This window comes from Paraburkholderia strydomiana, assembly GCF_046030495.1.
In the GTDB taxonomy this organism is placed as follows: domain Bacteria; phylum Pseudomonadota; class Gammaproteobacteria; order Burkholderiales; family Burkholderiaceae; genus Paraburkholderia; species Paraburkholderia strydomiana_A.
Genome location: NZ_JAQQCJ010000001.1, coordinates 248751 through 266141, shown reverse-complemented (window position 1 = coordinate 266141; position 17391 = coordinate 248751). Strand labels below are relative to the sequence as shown.

Below are 17391 nucleotides of genomic sequence, written 5' to 3'. Positions count from 1 at the left end.
CAGGATCTCAATGGGTTTTGGCTGTGTGAATCGCGGACCACACGCGATGCGGCGTCGCCGGCATTTGCAGATCGGTCACGCCGAGCGGCGCGAGCGCGTCGATGATCGCGTTGATCACCGCCGGCGGCGAGCCGATCGCGCCCGCCTCGCCGCAGCCTTTGACGCCGAGCGGATTGTGCGTGCACGGCGTGCCCTTCGAGGTTTCGACGGTGAAGTCCGGCAGATCGGACGCATGCGGCATCGCGTAGTCCATGTACGAGCCGGACAGCAGCTGGCCGCTGTCGTTGTCGTACACGCAGCGCTCCAGCATCGCCTGGCCGATACCCTGTGCGAGCCCGCCATGCACCTGGCCTTCGACGATCATCGGATTGATCACGTTGCCGAAGTCGTCCACTGCGGTGAACTTCTGGATGCGGCACACGCCCGTCTCCGGATCGACTTCGATCTCGCAGATGTACGCGCCCGATGGATACGTGAAGTTGCTCGGGTCGTAGAACGCGCTTTCCTCGAGACCCGGTTCGAGCACGTCGAGCGGATAGTTGTGCGGCACGTACGCGGCGAGCGAGATGTCGGCGAACGCCTTGGTGCGGTCGGTGCCCGCGACGCGGAACACGCCGTCCTTGAATTCGATGTCTTCGGCTGCGGCTTCGAGCAGATGCGCGGCGATTTTCTTTGCCTTCGTTTCGATCTTGTCGAGCGCCTTCATGATCGCGGAGCCGCCGACCGCGATCGAGCGCGAGCCATACGTGCCCATGCCGAACGGAATCCGGCCCGTGTCGCCGTGGACGATCTCGACGCTTTCCAGCGCAATGCCGAGCCGGTCGGCGACCACTTGCGCGAAGGTCGTCTCGTGTCCCTGGCCGTGACTGTGCGAACCGGTGAACACGGTGACCGAACCGGTGGGATGCACGCGAATCTGCCCGACTTCGAAGAGACCGGCGCGCGCGCCCAATGCGCCCGCGATGTTCGACGGCGCGAGGCCGCACGCTTCGATGTAGCACGAGTAGCCGAGCCCGCGCCGCTTGCCGTTCTTTTCGGATTCCTGCCGACGTGCTTCGAAACCTTTGACGTCCGCGAGTTCGAGCGAGCGCGCGAGGAGGGTTTCGTAGTCGCCGGTGTCGTAGGTGAGGCCGACCGGCGTCGCATACGGGAACTCGCGGATGAAATTGCGGCGGCGGATTTCCGCCGGATCGAGCTTCATCTCGCGCGCGGCGGTTTCGACGAGGCGCTCCACGACGTAGGTCGCTTCGGGGCGGCCCGCGCCACGATACGCGTCGACGGGAACGGTGTTGGTGAACACCGCTTTCACCTCCGCATAGATCGCGGGCGTCGCGTACTGGCCGGCGAGTAGCGTCGCGTACAGGATGGTCGGCACGCTCGAGGCGAAGGTGGACAGATACGCGCCCATGTTGGCGATCGTGTGGATGCGCATCGCAAGGAACTTGCCGTCCGCGTCCATCGCGAGTTCGGCTTTCGTCACATGATCGCGGCCGTGCGCATCGGAGACGAAGGCTTCCGAGCGCTCGGCGGTCCATTTGACCGGGCGGCGGATTTTCTTCGAGGCCCACGTCAGCGCGACATCTTCGGCGTACAGAAAGATCTTCGAGCCGAAGCCGCCGCCGACGTCCGGCGCGATCACGCGCAGTTTCGATTCCGGCAGCGACAGCACGAACGCGGCCATCAGGAGACGCTCGACGTGCGGATTCTGATTCGCGACGTACAGCGTGTAGCTGTCGTCCTGCACCGAGTAGCTCGCATTGACCGCACGCGGTTCGATCGCGTTCGGAATCAGCCGGTTGTTGACGATGTCGAGCGTGGTGACGTGCGCGGCTTTGGCGAACGCGGCGTCGGTCGCGGCTTTGTCGCCGTGGCCCCAGTTGTAGCAGACGTTGTCCGGCACTTCGTCGTGAACCGCGGGCTGGCCCGGATCGGCCGCATGCGCGGTGTCGACCACGGCGGGCAGCACGTCGTAGTCGACTTCGATCAGCTCGGCGGCGTCTTTCGCGGCCTTGATCGAATCGGCGATCACGAGCGCGACCTGATCGCCGACGTGGCGTACTTTCGTATGCGCGATGATCGGATGCGGCGGCTCGTTCATCGGCTTACCGTCGGTGCTGTGGATCAACCAGCCGCACGGCAGGCCGCCGACGTTCTCCGCGGCCATGTCCGCGCCGGTGAAGATGGCAATCACGCCCGGCGACTGTTTGGCCGCCGTGGTGTCGATGCTGTTGAGCTTCGCATGCGCATACGGCGAGCGCAGGAAGATCGCATAGGTTTGCTGGGGCAGGACGATGTCGTCGGTGTACTGGCCGTTGCCGGTCAGAAAACGGTAGTCTTCCTTACGTTCGACGGAAGCGCCGATGAGGTGAGTGTCGGGTGCGTTCATCGTCGGCTCCTCAGGCGGTGACCGGCGCGGCGGCCGTGGCGGAGGGAGCGGCATGGGCGCTGGCCGTGCCGGAGGACTTCATGCCCTCGGCGCCTTCCAGCACTGCCTTGACGATGTTGTGATAACCCGTACAGCGGCACAGATTGCCGTCGAGCTGCGCGCGCACGTCGTCGCCGGTGAGTTCGGGCTGACGCTCGACGAGCGACACCGCGCTCATCACCATGCCGGGCGTGCAGAAGCCGCATTGCAGACCGTGGCAGTGTTTGAAGGCGGCTTGCATCGGATGCAGGGTGCCGTTCTGCGCGAGCCCTTCGATGGTGGTGACGTTCGCGCCTTCCGCTTGCACCGCGAGGATGTTGCAGGACTTGATCGCGCGGCCGTTCAGGTGGACCGTGCAGGCGCCGCACTGGGCGGTATCGCAGCCGATGTGGGTGCCGGTGAGGCGGAGTTGATCACGCAGGAACTGGACAAGCAGGGTGCCGGGGTCGATTGAGGCGCTAATGGGCGCGCCGTTCACCGTCAGACTGATGCTGATCGCCATGAAGTGTCTCCTGATGGGGATGAGACCGGACCTTTTGTTTTCTTGCCTTCAGCTGCCTGTTCGTGGGGTCCGATAAGGGTGCTGCGGTTTTTTATGAGTCTGCCGAAAAGTAAAGCACAAATCGGGCGCGTGCGCTATGAGGGGAAGTGTGCGAGCCGGGTTTGTTTTTTTTGTTTGTCTGGAGGGGGGCTTTTTCTTTCTTTGATTTCGCGGTGCGTCACATCCTGGGATGTTGGCCTTTCCTTGATGTCACGGTGGTCTATTGGCGTTGCCCCTGTGCGGGGCGGCACCTACTTTCTTTGTCCCCCAAGGGGACTTCCTTCGGGGCGCAGCCGCAAAGAAAGTAGGCAAAGAAAGCGGCTTCACACCGCCAGCTCATAAGCGGCTCCCCTGGCTTGGAAGGGGCAGTGGACCATCTGGAATCGGTGCCCGCGCACACTCCGCGTGAGTGACAAAGCCGTCATCCGTTCCCGCTCCGCACTGCGTGCGTTGCGGATGGGCCTGCGTGGGAAACCAGCGGCTTCGTGCGTGTGCGGTGGGGCTATCGGCTTCGCCTTTGCGGGGTGGCACAAACGAGGCGTGTTGGAAAGGGGGCGGCCGGACGAGAAAAGCGAATGGCAGCCAACTGCCAGAGAGGGGCCGCCTTCAAGGCTTCGGGAGGGGCGCACGCCGGGAAAATGAGCCGGTGGTTTTATGAATGACCGCATCGGCGCGCGCAGCGTCGCCGGAAGAATGACTGCTGTGTCACTCACGCGGAGTGTGCGGGGACACGGATTCCAGATGCACCACAGCCCCCTCCAATCCAGGGGGGCCGCTTAAGAATTAGCGGTGTGAAGCCGCTTTCTTTGCCTACTTTCTTTGCGGCTGCGCCCCGAAGGAAGTCCCCTTGGGGGACAAAGAAAGTAGGTGCCGCCCCGCACAGGGGCAACGCTAATAGACCACCGTGACATCAAGGAAAGGCCACCACCCAAAAAGCACACCCCAAGCGCCGCACAGGCAAAAAGAAAACTCACTTCGCGAGTTTCGAATTCCGCCGCGAATACCCAAAATAAACGACCATACCGATCAAAAGCCAGATACCAAAAGCAGCCCAGGTCACACCCTGAAGATTGAGCATGAGAAACAGACACGAGGCCACAGCCAGAATCGGCACAACTGGGACACCTGGGCAACGAAACGCCCGCGGCAACTCAGGATGCGTCTTCCGCAAAACCAGCACCGCAATCGACACCATGGAAAACGCGGCCAACGTGCCGATATTGATCAGCTCGGCGAGCACATTCAACGGCACCAGCGCGCCAATCAAGCCAAAGAAAATCCCCACGAGCCACGTCGTGAAAAACGGCGTCGCAAACCGCGGATGCAGCCGCGAGAGGCGCGCCGGCAACAAACCGTCACGCGACATCGCGAAGATGATCCGCGTCTGACCATAAGCCATCACCAGAATCACCGTCAGCATGCCGAGCACGGCACCGAGGTCGATAAATCCCGCCACCCACGTCTGCCCCGCTTCCTGCAACGCGTACGACACCGGGTGCGAAATATTCGCGAACTTCGCCGACGGCACGATGCCCGTGACCACCGCCGCCACCGCCACGTACAACACCGCGCACACGCCCAGCGACGCGATGATGCCTACCGGCAGATCGCGCTTGGGATTCTTCACCTCTTCCGCCGCGTTCGACACCGAATCGAAGCCGATGAACGCGAAGAACATGACCGCGGCCGCACCGAATACGCCGCTCCAGCCGTTCGGCATGAACGGATGCCAGTTGCCCGGCGTCACGTGGAAGACGCCCACGCCGATCACCAGCAGCACCACGGTCACCTTGATCGCGACCATGATGTTGTTGATCCGCGCGGATTCGCGAATGCCGATCGACAGCAGCGCGGTGATCACCATCATCACGAGGAACGCGGGCAGGTTGAAGAGGGTCTCGTGGCCGGGCAATGCGCCTGGCGCCGCCGTCAGTGCAACCGGCAACGACACACCGAAGCCCGACAGCAACGATTGCAGATAGCCCGACCAGCCCACCGATACGGCAGACGTGGCCAGCCCATATTCGAGCATCAGATCCCAGCCGATAATCCACGCGGCCAGCTCGCCGAGCGTCGCGTACGAATACGTATAGATGGAACCCGCGACCGGAATGGTCGACGCAAATTCGGCATAGGCGAGCGCGGCGAAGCCGCACGCGAGCGCCGCGATCAGGAACGAGATCATCAGCGCCGGGCCGGCCTGGACGGCGCCCGTGCCGGTCAGCACGAAAATGCCGGTGCCGATAATGGCGCCGACACCGAGGAAAGTCAGATCGAGCGCGCCGAGCTCTTTTTTCAGGCCGGCGTTCCGAGCGCTTGCCGCGATCATGTGCTCGACGCTTTTTTTACGAAACAGGGACATTGGCGTGGGTCTCCAGTAGTGCACGCGTGTTGCGCGCCGAATGTCGGGGAAACCCACGATTTTAGCGGATGCGCGTTGCTGCACTGTTTTGGGACATACAGCGGAGCGCCGGTGCGGCGGGCGGAAACTCCTGGCCCGAGGGGCTTCGCGCGTGGCGTTCATGCGCAGGAGGCATACCGGCAGCAAAGCTTTCGCTCGATGCGGGAAAAATAGGGAGGGAATCTCTCTCTTGCAAACGCGCCGGGGCGGTGGCCCGCTATTCAGCAGACATGGAGATGCGGCAGCGCAGGCGGCCTCAGCCGGCCATCGCCGGGTTGAGATCGACGAGCCGGTTGCTCATCACATAGAACGTGAGCTCGGCGTTATTGCGCAGCTTCATTTTCTCGAGCAGCCGCGTGCGGTACACGCTGACCGTCTTCACCGACAGCGACAGCGCCGCCGCGATATCCGTCAGCCGTTTGCCCGACGCGAGCATGCAGAGCGTCTGATATTCGCGATCGGAGAGCTTTTCGTGCGGCAGCTGTTCGCCGTCGAACGACACGTAGTCGGCCAGCGCTTCGGCCATCGCCGGGCTCACGTATTTGCGGCCGGCCGCGACCTGCTGGATCGCGGCGATCATCTGCGCGGCGTCGACCGTCTTCGACAGATAGCCGGCGGCCCCCGCCTTCAGCGCGCGCACCGCGTACTGGTCCTCGCGGTACATCGAGAACATCAGCACGGCCACGCGCGGCGCCTTGCGCTTGAGGCGCTTGAGCACTTCGACGCCGTTCATGTCGGGCAGGGAAATGTCGAGCAGCACGACGTCGTAGCTCTGCAGGCCGACGGCGGTGAGGGTTTCGGCGCCGCTTTGCGCCTCGATGACTTCGCGCGCCACGCCGCGGTCGAGCAGCAATTGGCGAACGCCCTGGCGAACCACGGCGTGGTCTTCGGCGATCAGAATGCGCAGGCTCATGACGGCGCGCTCACGATTGCAGCGCGCGCTGTTCGGCGCGGGGCGCGGGGGTGAGCATCGCGTCCCATGCAAAGCGCGCCTGCACGCGCGTGCCGCGCGGCGCGTTGGCGTCGGCGGCGCGGTGCGGGCCGCTGCGCCGGGCGCTGACGCGCAGCGTGCCGTCGAACGCGGCGCAGCGCGCCTGCATGCCGCTCAGGCCGAAATGACCGCTTTGACCGGCATGGCCACGGCGTTGGCGGGCATTGCGCGCGAGCCCGATCCCATCATCGCTGATGAGCAGCGTGAGGTGACGACGGCTGGTCTCGATGCGCACGTCGGCGGATTCGGCGCGGGCGTGCTTGACGATGTTGTTCAGCGCTTCCTGGGCGACGCGGAACACGGCCAGCGCTGCGTCGGCCGGCAGGCGCGTAAGACGCGCGTCGGCGGCGCAGACGAAGCTCGTGCGCAACTGCGTGCGGCTGGCGAAGTCGCTGGTCCAATGCGCGAGCGCGCCGACGATGCCGGCTTCCAGCGACGGCGCGTGCAACTCCGCGACGGCCTGGCGGCTCGCGGCGCACACCGCGTCGAGCGAACGGTTGGCGACGGCGAGCGCGGCGCCGCATTGCGGTGGCGCGTCGGCGGGCAGCCAGGTTTCGACGCCGGCCAGCGCAAAGCGCGCCGCGGTCAATTCGGCGCCCACGCCGTCGTGCAGTTCGCGCGCCACATGATGGCAGGCGGTTTCGTGCGCCTGAACCAGTTCCGCCGACAGTTCGCGCACCCGCGCACGCAGTTGCGCAAGTTCGCGCTCGACGGCCGTGGACGGCGCGTCGAATCCGTCACGGGCGGCTGACGGGGAAAGCTGGGCGTTGAACGGGACGACAGTCGACGTATCCATGAGTTTCCTGCTCAGGAAGCCGTGTGGACAGCGAAGTGGGTGCGCATCGGCGCCGCGAAGACGAAAGAACGCATGCGAGTCTCGAGCCTCCAGGTGTGGCCGTTACGCGTAGCACGCGACGGGCAAAACGCTATGGTGCAACGTAACGAAATTTACATTCAGTAACATCTAGATCGAACCACGAAAAGTCTGTCGAATCGACTGATCGTGCGGCGCGATGATATCTCAAAAAAAGAAAAAATGCAGTCGTGCCAAGGGTTAGCGCTTATATCTCATGCAATGCTTGATGTTGCGCAGGCGTTGATCAGGCGCGTATATGTAGGAAGAATACCGACGCTAAATGTCAAATGTACGGCGCGAATTTGTAACTGGCAACAAAAAAGGAGCCCGAAGGCTCCTTTCTGTTGGATCTGCGGCGCGAGCCGCGAAAAGCAGTGTGGGGCTTAGCCCACGAAGGCCTTTTCGACCACGTAGTGACCCGGCGCATTGTTGCTGCCTTCCTGGAAGCCCAGGTCGTCCAGCAGCTTGCGCGTGTCGCGCAGCATGTGCGGGCTGCCGCACAGCATGATGCGGTCGTTTTCGAGCGAGAAGCCCGGCACGCCGAGGTCGGCGAACAGCTTTTCGGTTTCGATCAGCTCGGTGATGCGGCCGCGATTCTGGAACGCTTCGCGCGTGACCGTCGGGTAGTACAGCAGCTTTTCCTGCACCAGCTCGCCCAGATGCTCGTGAGCCGGCAGGTGGTCGGTGATGTATTCCTTGTACGCCAGCTCGTCGACGAAACGGCAGGTGTGCGTGAGCACGACGCGCTCGTAACGGTCGTAGATGTCCGGATCCTTGATGATCGACATGAACGGGGCGAGGCCTGTGCCGGTGGACAGCAGCCACAGCGTCTTGCCCGGCAGCAGGTTGTCGGCCATCAGCGTGCCGACCGGCTTCTTGCCGATCAGCACTTCGTCGCCGACTTTCAGATGCTGCAAACGCGACGTGAGCGGGCCGTCCTGCACCTTGATGCTCAGGAATTCGAGATGTTCTTCGTAGTTCGCACTCGCGAGACTATAGGCGCGGATCAGCGGCTTGCCGTCGACTTCGAGGCCCACCATCGTGAATTGGCCGTTTTCGAAACGGAAACCCGGGTCGCGCGTGCAGGTGAAGCTGAAAAGCGTATCGGTCCAGTGATGGACGCTCAGGACGGTTTGTGAATTCAGGTTGCTCATGGCTTCTTGGATAGTGCGAAAACAAAGGCGGCCAGTCGTTTGAGCCGGCCGGCACGGCAAGGGCGATGCTGCGCTCACCCGTGGACGGGAGTCACGCGCAATCCGCTATTTTACCGCGCCCGCAGCCGAAGGGCGGCGGCGCGGCGGTTGAGCGTGGTGATGCGGGTTGCCGAACCTGGAAGCGGCGGCGCCGGCTGTCGAAACAATCGGGCGCTGCAAATGACGCTGGCGTGAATGCGGCCGCGCTTCTGCAAGGGTACGGCGATGGGCGAAAAGTCGCGCTGGGCGGCTGCCATCGGCTGTCCGGCATGCGCCGGATAGGCGCGCCGCGCGGGCAACATGGTCAGGATCATACCGAAACGCGGCGTGCGCTGCAGCATTGACCCTGCTGAGAAAACTGGCAAATGGCGCGCGGGGAGGGGAAATCAGGTGGCAGGTGGATGGCGGGGCGCGAGCGCGGAGACTTTCCATCTGGCATCATCCAGCGCGTGTCTTTTTGGTACACAGGTGTGGGTTCGGCGCGTCCATATCTGACTTAAACGCAGTTCAGGTGAGGATTAGCTCGCCTCCCAATGCGATGACGCCGATCAAGGTGAACGGTCGGGTCGAATGGCCCGAAACCGCCCACAGCCTCGCCTCAACGTTGCCAGCTCGCCCAAAGGCCTACGCCGGCGCCGCCACCCGCTTTTTCCCGCGCTGTTTGAGCACTCGCGCTTGCAAGACGATCACCAGCAACAGGAACACACCACGAATCACCGACTGCCAGTAAGCCGACAAGCTGATGAAACCCAGTCCGTTTTCAAAGTTCAGCAGGTTGAAGACGAGACCGAGCAGCAGCACGCCTGCAATCGTCATCGCCACCGAGCCTTCGCCGCCGGTGAGCAGCGTGCCGCCGAGCACCACCGCCGAAATCGCGAACAGCTCCCAGCCGACGCCTTCGTTCGGCTGTCCCGCGCCGAACTGCGCGGCGAGGATCACGCCCGCCATGCCGGCGAGCAGCCCGCTCACCGCATAGGCCATCACCAGGGTGCGGTCGACGTTCAGCCCCATCAGCCGCGCGGCTTCCTCGCTGCCGCCGATCGCGAGCGAATGCCGCCCGAAGCGCGTGCTGCGCAGCGCGAGCCAGCCAGCCACGGCCGCGACCGCCGCGACGATCCCCGGAATCGGCAAGCCGAACAGGTCGCCTTGCCCGAAGTTGCCGAAGCTCGATTCGGACGCAATCGACACCGCATCGTTCCTGCCGAGCAGCAGCGCGACGCCGTGCGCGCCGAGGCTTGTCGCGAGCGTCACGATGAAGGGCAGTATTTTCAGCCGCGTGATGATCAGTCCGTTCAGCACGCCGACCGCGAGCCCCGCCGCGCAGCCCGCCAGCACCGCGACCCAGCCGCCGTACACGCTGGTCAGCGCGGCGACGACGCTCGAGAGCGCCGCCACCGTGCCCACCGACAGGTCGATACCGCCGGTAATGATCACGAAGGCCATGCCGATCGAGATCAGCGCGAACATCGAGTTGTAGCGCCAGAACGACGTGATGTTGTAAGCCGAGCCGAAATGCTCGTAGCGCACGAGGCCGAAGACGACGAGGGCCGCCAGCGCGAGCAGGATAGGAAGATTCTTTTTCATCGCATGAGTCCGGGAGTGTCCGTAAGCCGCGTCAGGCGTTAGCGCGAGCGCCGTTGCACATAAACGGCCGCGACGATGATGCCGGCCTTGACCACCAGCGCCGCCGCGTCGGGAATGCCATGCGCGAGCAGCGTATAGCGCAGCAACTGGATGATCAGCGCGCCGATCAGCGTGCCGCCGATGTACGCTTTGCCGCCCGTCAGCGCGGTGCCGCCAACCGCGACCGCGGCGATCGCGTCGAGCTCCACACCGAGCCCGACCACGTTCGCATCGGAAGATGAATTCACCGAGATCGAGATCAGCCCGGCGAGACCCGCGAGCGCCGCGCACAACGTGTAGGCGATCAGCTTGACGCTGGCGGTGGGCACGCCGCACAGGTACGCGGCCTTTTCGTTGCCGCCGGTGATCAGCAGGTACTGCCCGAACAGCGTCTTGCGCACGACCCACACGAACACCGCGACCAGCGCCAGCATCAGCAGCACCTGGAACGGCACGCCCGCGACCTTGCCTAGCGCGATCCACTGGAAAGCAGGAGTGTTGAACGCCTGCAGACTGCCGTCGGTGACGACCTGCGCGATACCGCGTCCGGCGATGAACAACACCAGCGTCGCGACAATCGGCTGCACGGATAGCCTCGTCACCAGCAAGCCGTTGAACACGCCGCACAATGCAGCGGCGAGCACCGGCAGCACGAACGCGAGCGCAATGCCGCCGGGCCCGGCTATGTTGAGGAACAGCATCGGCGCGAGCGCGCCGGAGATCGCCATCGACGCGCCCACCGACAGATCGATGCCCCCCGTCGCCACCACCAGCGTCATGCCGATGCCGACGATCACGATCGTCACCACCTGGGTCATGTTCACGTTGAAGGTTTGCAGCGACCAGAAGTGCGGCGTGAAGATCAGATTGAACAGCACCATCGCGAGCAGCACGATGACTTCGCGCTGCATCGCCAGGTGTCGCCATTTCTGCACCGTGCTCGCCGGTTTGGCGCGGGGCGCGGCGCTCATGGCCGAGGTGGCTTCGCCCTGTCGCGGCGGTTCCGTTTGCAACGATTCGGTGTGCAGCTTAAGCGCCATGACGGTTGCCCTCCAACGCGTCTTCGATATGGGCGGCGTGGGCCGCTTCCACCAGTTGCGAATGTCCTTCGCTGCCGTAGGCGATGGCGTCCATGATCGCGGTCTCGCTCATCGCGGCGCCGTTCAGTTCGGCGACCGTGCGGCCGTCGCGGATCACCACCGCGCGGTCGGCCACGGCGGTCAGCTCTTCCAGTTCCGACGCGGACAGCAGCACCGCCAGCCCCGCGTCGCGCAACTCGCGCACGATCTTCGCGACATCGGCTTTCGCGCCGACGTCGATGCCGCGCGTCGGTTCGTCGAGCAGCAGCAGCGACGGCTCGGCGGCGAGCCAGCGCGCGAGCAGCACCTTCTGCTGATTGCCGCCCGACAGTTCGCGGATCGGCTGGTTGGCGGAGCGCAGCTTGATGCCGAGCGATGCGATGAAGCGGTCCACGATCGCCTGCTGTTTCTTCACGTCGACCACGCCGTTCTTCACGAGCGTGCGCAGGCACACCAGCGTGAGGTTGTCGCGCACCGACAGTTCGGGGACGATGCCTTCGCCCTTGCGGTCTTCGGTGAGGTATGCGAGGCCGCGCGCGATCGCGTCTTGCGGCGACTTCAATGTGACCGCCGCGCCGCCGATCGACAGCGAGCCGCGCTCCAGCGGATCGGCGCCGAACATCAGCCGCATGGTCTCGGTGCGGCCCGACCCGAGCAGGCCCGCGAGCCCCACCGCTTCGCCCGCATGCACTTCGAGCGACACGTCGTTCACCTTCGGATGCGCGCTCAACTGCGACGCCGCGATCGCCTGCTTGCCGCGACGCGCGAGGTTCGCTTCGCGCGAGGCGGTGTCTTCCTGCACGACGGCGGCGAGTGTGCGGCCGAGCATCGTCGTGACGAGTTGCAGCTTGTCCATCTCGGCCATCGTGCTTTGCGCGACAGTCTGGCCGTCGCGCATCACGGTCACGCGGTCGCACAGCGCATAAAGCTCGTCGAGCCGGTGCGACACGAAGATCACCGCGCGGCCGTCGTCGCGCAGTTTGCGCACGACGGTGAAGAGCAGTTCCACTTCGCGTTCGTCGAGCGAGGAGGTGGATTCGTCCATGATCACCATCTTCGCGTCGGACGACACCGCGCGCGCGAGCGCCACCATCTGCTGGATCGCGGTCGAATAGCGGCCGACCGGCTTCTTCACGTCGATCTGCAAGCCGAACGATTCGAGCAGCGCGCTGGCACGCTGCTGCACCGCGCGCCAGTCGATCAGGCCGAAGCGGCGCGGCTCGCGGCCAAGAAAAATGTTTTCCGCGACCGAGCGGAACGGCACCAGGTTGATCTCCTGATAGATCGTGCTAATGCCGGCTTCGCGCGCCTGCTTGGGCGTGCGGAAATCGACTTCGCGGCCTTCGAAGCGCACGCAGCCCGAACCGCGCCGATAGGCGCCCGTCAGGATCTTGATCATCGTCGATTTGCCGGCGCCGTTCTGGCCGATCAGGGCATGCACTTCGCCCGCGGCGACGCTCAGATTCGCGCCGCGCAACGCGGGTACGCCGCCGAAGCTGATGCCGATGTCCTGCATCTCGAGCAACGGCGCGCGGGTGAGGGGGGAGTGGGGTGTCTCTTTGCCGGATTCCGTCACGGGGAGTCCTCCTGATGCGGGTGCTGCGTAGGCTGCACGGCGAAGCGCCGTGCGCGTGCGGACTTGATGCAGAGGCGCGGTCGAATCGATGAGTCGAATCATGTTACGCCGCATAAAAGCGAAGCGACGGTCCGTGCAATCACGGGCGCGTCGCTTCGAACCCTTCCCGTCACCCGCCCACCGCGCAAGCATCTTGCACCGAGAGGAGACTTCTCAAAGGCGGGTGACTTCCTGCTGCAACGCTAGCTGCTCTATCAATAGCCGTACTGCATGCTCTGCTGCACGTTGCTCTTGTCGTAGAAGCGGTCGGAGACCTTGACCCACGTCGGGATCTTTTCGCCCTTCGCGAAACGCTGCGCGACGTCGCAGGCGAGCGGGCCGAAGAACGGGCTCGACTGCACGCTCGCGCCGAGTTCGCCGGCGGCGATCGCGTCGAGACCGCCCTTGGTGCCGTCGATCGTGACGATCTGAATGTCCTTGCCCGGCTGCTTGCCGGCTGCCTTGATCGCGGCAATCGCGCCAAGCGCCATTTCATCGTTGTGCGCGTAGACCGCGGTGACGTCCGGATGCGCCTGCAACAGCGTCTCCATGACCTGGCGACCCTTGTCGCGGGCGAAGTCGCCGCTTTGCGACGCGATGATCGTCATGCCCGGATTCTTCGCGACGACTTCGTCGAAGCCCTTCTTGCGGTCGTTCGCGGCGGACGCGCCGGTCGTGCCTTCGAGTTCGATGATCTTCGCCTTGCCGCCCGTTGCCTTGACGAGCCAGTCGGCGGCGCGGTGACCCTGATCGATGAAGTCCGAGCCGATGAACGTGATGTAGTCGCGGCCCGCCTTGGCGACCGATTGATCGACGTCGCGGTCGACCAGGATCACCGGAATGCCGGCCTTCTTGGCCTGCAGCACGATCGGTGCAAGCGGCTTTTCTTCACGCGGCGGGAACACCAGCAGATCGACGTGCTGCGCGATCATGCTCTGGATGTCGGAGACCTGTTTGGAGTTGGAGCCGTTGGCGTCGGTCATGACGACCTGCCAGCCGCATTTCGCGGCGACGTCCTTGAAGCTCTTGGTTTCCGCGAGACGCCACGGGTTGTTGCTTTCGGTCTGCGCGAAACCGACCTTCAGCGGAGTCTTGGTGGACAACTTCGGCAATGCGTCGTCGGCGTGCGCGGTGGCGACGCCGAAACCGATTGCCAGTGCCAGCAGCGAACCTGCCAGCGGACGAATCTGCTGCTTGCGCGCAAGTTTGCGCGACTGCGTGTTGTGCGACGCCATGTCTTCCTCCAGTACCTGGTGAGGTAGGTTGTATTTGCTTTTTGTGTTGCTCTTAATCGGTCGGCGCTATTTTTGCCCCCGACCGGTTGTGCCGATTATTCCACCAGGAATTATTATCGGTCAATCACTAATAATATTAATTATTGGCTTTTTTGCCTCGGTAATTACCCTGACCGAGGCGCGTTCGACGAGCGGCCCATCGAGCTTGACCATCCGATGCCGCACCGGCGCGCCGGCGGCGCGGTTGTGCTCTTCCTGCAGTAGCGTTTCGACGGCCCAGCGTCCCAGTTCATAGTTCGGCAGCACCACCGTCGAGAGCGGCGGGTGCGTGTGGCGGGCGATTTCCTGGTCGTCGTAGCCGAGCACCGAGACGTCTTCCGGCACGCGCAGACCGAGTTGCTTCAGCGCTTCGATGGCGCCGATCGCGGTGAGATCGTTCGCGCAGAAAATCGCGGTCGGCGGATTGGCTTCGCGCATCAGCGAGAGCGTCAGTTCGAAGCCGAGGCCCGAGCTCCAGTCGCCGTCTCGCACGAGTTCAGGCGCGAACGGCAGATCGGCGGTGGCGAGTGCCGTGCGGTAGCCCTTCAGGCGGTCTTTCGACGCGTCCTGCCACGGCTCGCCGTTGATATAGCCGATCCGCCGGTGGCCCGCTTGTAGCAGGTAGTCGGTGGCCAGATGGCCGCCCGCGACTTCCGCCGGCACCACCGACGAAAACCCGCCCTCGCTCGTGTAGCAGTTCAGCAGCACGGTCGGCACCTGTGAGAGCGCCGCCGGCGGCGTCACCTTGCGCGTGTAGACGGTCGCGTAGATCACGCCGAACACATGCGGATTCGCGAGGATCGTGTCGAGCACCTGCTTTTCTATATCGGCGTTGCCGTGCGTCGAATAGACCGCCAGCATCTTGCCGCTCGCATAGGCCGCGTCGCGTGCGCCGTCTGCGTTGACCACCGGGTGCGGGCTGGTGGAGATTTCGTCGGCCAGATAGACGATCAGGTTGCGCTCGTCGGTCGAGGCCGCGACCGGCTCGCGCAGCGACAGCCGGTAGCCGAGATCGTGCGCGGCTTTGAGCACCTTGTTGCGGGTGGCTTCGGAGAATTTTGCGCCGGTCGCGTTGTTCAGCACGAGCGAGACAGTCGATTGCGACACGCCGGTGAGCTTGGCGATGTCGGTCATGGTCGGACGGCGTTGAGTCGATTTTTTCATTGGGCGGGCCGCGCGGTTGGCGGCGCAAAAGCTAAGGCATGCCGTGGGCATCGTGGTGCTGACGGTACCACTAATAATATGCGCACGGCAACGCGCGCTAACCCGCCATTTGGGAGCGCCTCATGAGCGTCCGAACCGCTTTCTTACTATAAATTTATTACTAATAATATTGACCGATACGCTTTGTCGTGCGATTCTCGGTCGCGCGGACTTCGAGGGTCCGCCGGCCGCGCGCTGTGCGCGGCACGTCACAGGAGACAACGATGCGCGTTTTTGCCGCCATCCGCCCGAGGCCCTGCCTTTACTGACCATGCGCGACGACGTTTCCTTGAATCCGATCCGGCCGCTTTCCACTGAGCTTGCGTGGCTCGACGATCCCGCGCTTGCCGCCTCGCTCGTCACGTTGACGGCAGGCACGCTGCGGGCGGTGATCGCGCCGACCGTGGGTGGCGCGCTTGCGGCCTTCTACGAGGCCACGCCCGAGGGCCCGCTGCATTGGCTGCGGCCCGCCGCGCCCGCGGCGTTCGAACAACGCGATCCGCTGCGGATGGCAAGTTTCCCGCTGTTCCCGTACTGCAACCGGATTCGCGACGCGCGTTTCGAATTCGACGGCGGCACCATCGATTTGTCCGGCAACGACGAGCGCTTCGCGCATGCGTTGCATGGCAACGCGTGGCGGCGTCCGTGGCAGGTGGGAGCGCGCACCGAAAGTTCGGTGGAACTGCACTTCGAGCATGAGCCTGATGCGCAGGTGGCCGGCGACTGGCCGTTTCGCTATCGGGCGCAGCAGCGCATCGAATTGAGCGGCGGCGCGCTGCGGATCACGCTGTCCGCGCAAAATCTTGCCGAGCGGCCGATGCCGTTCGGCATGGGCCATCACCCGTACTATCCGCGTACCGCGCAGACCCGTGTGTACGCCGACGTGCAGGCCATGTGGCATGCCGACGCCGAGGTACTGCCGACGCATCTCGGCCCGCACCCCGCGGTCGACGCGCTGCGCGAAGGCATGTCGCCCGATGCGTTCGACCTCGACAACAACTTCGCCAACTGGAGGCGCGAGGCGACCATCGCATGGCCCGACGAACACCGCCGCCTGACAATGACCGCCGACGCGCCGTTCGATCACATGGTGGTGTTCGCACCGGCCAACGATGCGCAACTGTGCGTGGAACCGGTGACCAACACCACCGACTGCTTCAATGCGGTCGGTATGCGTGAACAGGTGGGCGGGTGTGTGTTGCAGCCGGGCGAGGAGATTGCCGCGACGCTGAAGTGGACGCCGCAACGCGGGTAGTGTCGTGTTGCGTGGTGCGCGCGCTCGCAGGAACGAGCGTTTAGCAAAACATAAGGGCGGCCCAGGCCGCCCTTTTTCACGTGAGCCCGTCCAGCGTTCATTCAACCCGCAAGCGAGCCATATACGGCAAGTGATCCGACAGCCACGCGGTTTCCTGCGTCGGCTGGATCCATTCGATTGGTTGCATGCCGCGCACGAACATCTTGTCGAGCGCGAGCGCCGGCGAGAAGGCCGGAAAGGTGCGGCCCGATTCGCCGAGCAGCGTCGCCACTTCGTGCAGTCCGTGTTCGCGAAACAGCGGCACGGAGTCATTGCGCCAGTCGTTGAAATCGCCGGCCAGCACCAGCGGACCATCGGGCGCTTCCTTCGCGATCCAGTGCGCGATCCAGTTCATCTGCCGCAAACGCGCCGGGCGTGTGAGCGCGAGGTGCGCGCAGAGCAGCGTGACCGAGTGTCCACCGAAGGTCGCGCGCGCCACCAGCAAGCCACGCTTTTCGAAGCGATGCGCGGAGATGTCCCAGCGTCCGCCGAGATCGAGCGGATGCGGCGACAGGATTGCATTGCCGTGCCGCCACGACGGCTTGAACACATTCGGGCCGAGCGCCACTTCGAGTTCCAGCGCGCGCGCGATTTCAGTGGCCTGGCAATGCCAGACATCGTTCAGAGGATCGCCGATCGGCGCGCCGAAACTGCTCGCGAGCACCGGCGACGGCATGCGCCGCGCCATTGCTTCCTGCAAGAAATAGGCGTCCGCGTGAGTCGACTGGACCCAGCGCTGCATCGCCTGCCAGGCCTGAAAGCCGAGCGGCGTGCGGCCCTTGTGCAGGTTCCAGCTCACCGCGACGAAATCGTTCGGCGCGAGCTTCTCGCGGATCAATTCTTCTGGGTTTCGCATGCCGCGTTATCCACGTGTTCTGTTTGAAGGCCTGGTTGTT

The 17391-nt window shown here is 64.2% G+C and carries 14 protein-coding genes; 1 reads left to right on the top strand and 13 read right to left on the bottom strand.

Translation table 11 applies throughout. The features are described 5' to 3' along the window. Positions 1-7 precede the first annotated feature (7 nt). The 12 genes from PQQ53_RS01235 to PQQ53_RS01180 form a co-directional block, all read right to left on the bottom strand. Complete coding sequence (locus tag PQQ53_RS01235; protein WP_408139663.1) at positions 8-2386, bottom strand: xanthine dehydrogenase family protein molybdopterin-binding subunit; 2379 nt, start codon at positions 2384-2386, stop codon at positions 8-10. 10 nt (positions 2387-2396) lie between these two features. Further along, positions 2397-2927: a (2Fe-2S)-binding protein gene (locus PQQ53_RS01230; protein ID WP_408139661.1), complete on the bottom strand. Its 531-nt coding sequence runs from the start codon at positions 2925-2927 to the stop codon at positions 2397-2399. Between the two features lie 1009 nt (positions 2928-3936). Beyond that, positions 3937-5328 carry a branched-chain amino acid transporter BcaP gene (gene bcaP, locus PQQ53_RS01225; protein ID WP_408156530.1) on the bottom strand — a complete coding sequence of 464 codons (1392 nt, stop codon included), beginning with the start codon at positions 5326-5328 and terminating at the stop codon, positions 3937-3939. A gap of 295 nt (positions 5329-5623) precedes the next feature. Then, positions 5624-6280 (bottom strand): response regulator transcription factor RqpR, encoded by a 657-nt coding sequence (gene rqpR / locus PQQ53_RS01220; protein WP_408139657.1) that lies wholly within the window; start codon positions 6278-6280, stop codon positions 5624-5626. 10 nt (positions 6281-6290) lie between these two features. Beyond that, positions 6291-7154, bottom strand: a complete 864-nt coding sequence (locus PQQ53_RS01215; RefSeq protein WP_408156532.1) for a sensor histidine kinase — start codon at positions 7152-7154, stop codon at positions 6291-6293. A gap of 443 nt (positions 7155-7597) precedes the next feature. Next, positions 7598-8368 carry a ferredoxin--NADP reductase gene (locus tag PQQ53_RS01210; RefSeq protein ID WP_408156534.1) on the bottom strand — a complete coding sequence of 257 codons (771 nt, stop codon included), beginning with the start codon at positions 8366-8368 and terminating at the stop codon, positions 7598-7600. Between the two features lie 110 nt (positions 8369-8478). Further along, positions 8479-8748 (bottom strand): hypothetical protein, encoded by a 270-nt coding sequence (locus tag PQQ53_RS01205; protein ID WP_408139651.1) that lies wholly within the window; start codon positions 8746-8748, stop codon positions 8479-8481. 283 nt (positions 8749-9031) lie between these two features. Next, complete coding sequence (locus PQQ53_RS01200) at positions 9032-9991, bottom strand: ABC transporter permease (RefSeq protein WP_408156536.1); 960 nt, start codon at positions 9989-9991, stop codon at positions 9032-9034. Positions 9992-10029: 38 nt separating this feature from the next. Continuing rightward, on the bottom strand, positions 10030-11001 hold the full coding sequence (locus tag PQQ53_RS01195) for an ABC transporter permease (protein WP_408140391.1): 972 nt from the start codon (positions 10999-11001) through the stop codon (positions 10030-10032). A gap of 58 nt (positions 11002-11059) precedes the next feature. Beyond that, entirely contained in the window at positions 11060-12625 is a 1566-nt protein-coding gene (locus PQQ53_RS01190; protein WP_408323273.1) for a sugar ABC transporter ATP-binding protein, read from the bottom strand. Between the two features lie 314 nt (positions 12626-12939). After that, positions 12940-13959 carry an ABC transporter substrate-binding protein gene (locus PQQ53_RS01185; protein WP_408139647.1) on the bottom strand — a complete coding sequence of 340 codons (1020 nt, stop codon included), beginning with the start codon at positions 13957-13959 and terminating at the stop codon, positions 12940-12942. Positions 13960-14079: 120 nt separating this feature from the next. Next, entirely contained in the window at positions 14080-15132 is a 1053-nt protein-coding gene (locus PQQ53_RS01180) for a LacI family DNA-binding transcriptional regulator (protein ID WP_408139646.1), read from the bottom strand. Between the two features lie 340 nt (positions 15133-15472). On the opposite strand from PQQ53_RS01180, the gene PQQ53_RS01175 reads away from it, so the two are divergent. Next, positions 15473-16456, top strand: coding sequence for an aldose 1-epimerase (locus PQQ53_RS01175; RefSeq protein WP_408140387.1), 984 nt, complete (start codon positions 15473-15475; stop codon positions 16454-16456). Positions 16457-16553: 97 nt separating this feature from the next. Here the strand turns inward: PQQ53_RS01175 and PQQ53_RS01170 are convergent, their stop codons facing one another. Then, the gene (locus PQQ53_RS01170; RefSeq protein ID WP_408139644.1) at positions 16554-17351 is read right to left on the bottom strand and encodes an endonuclease/exonuclease/phosphatase family protein; all 798 of its coding nucleotides are present in this window, start codon (positions 17349-17351) and stop codon (positions 16554-16556) included. Between the last annotated feature and the right edge of the window lie 40 nt (positions 17352-17391).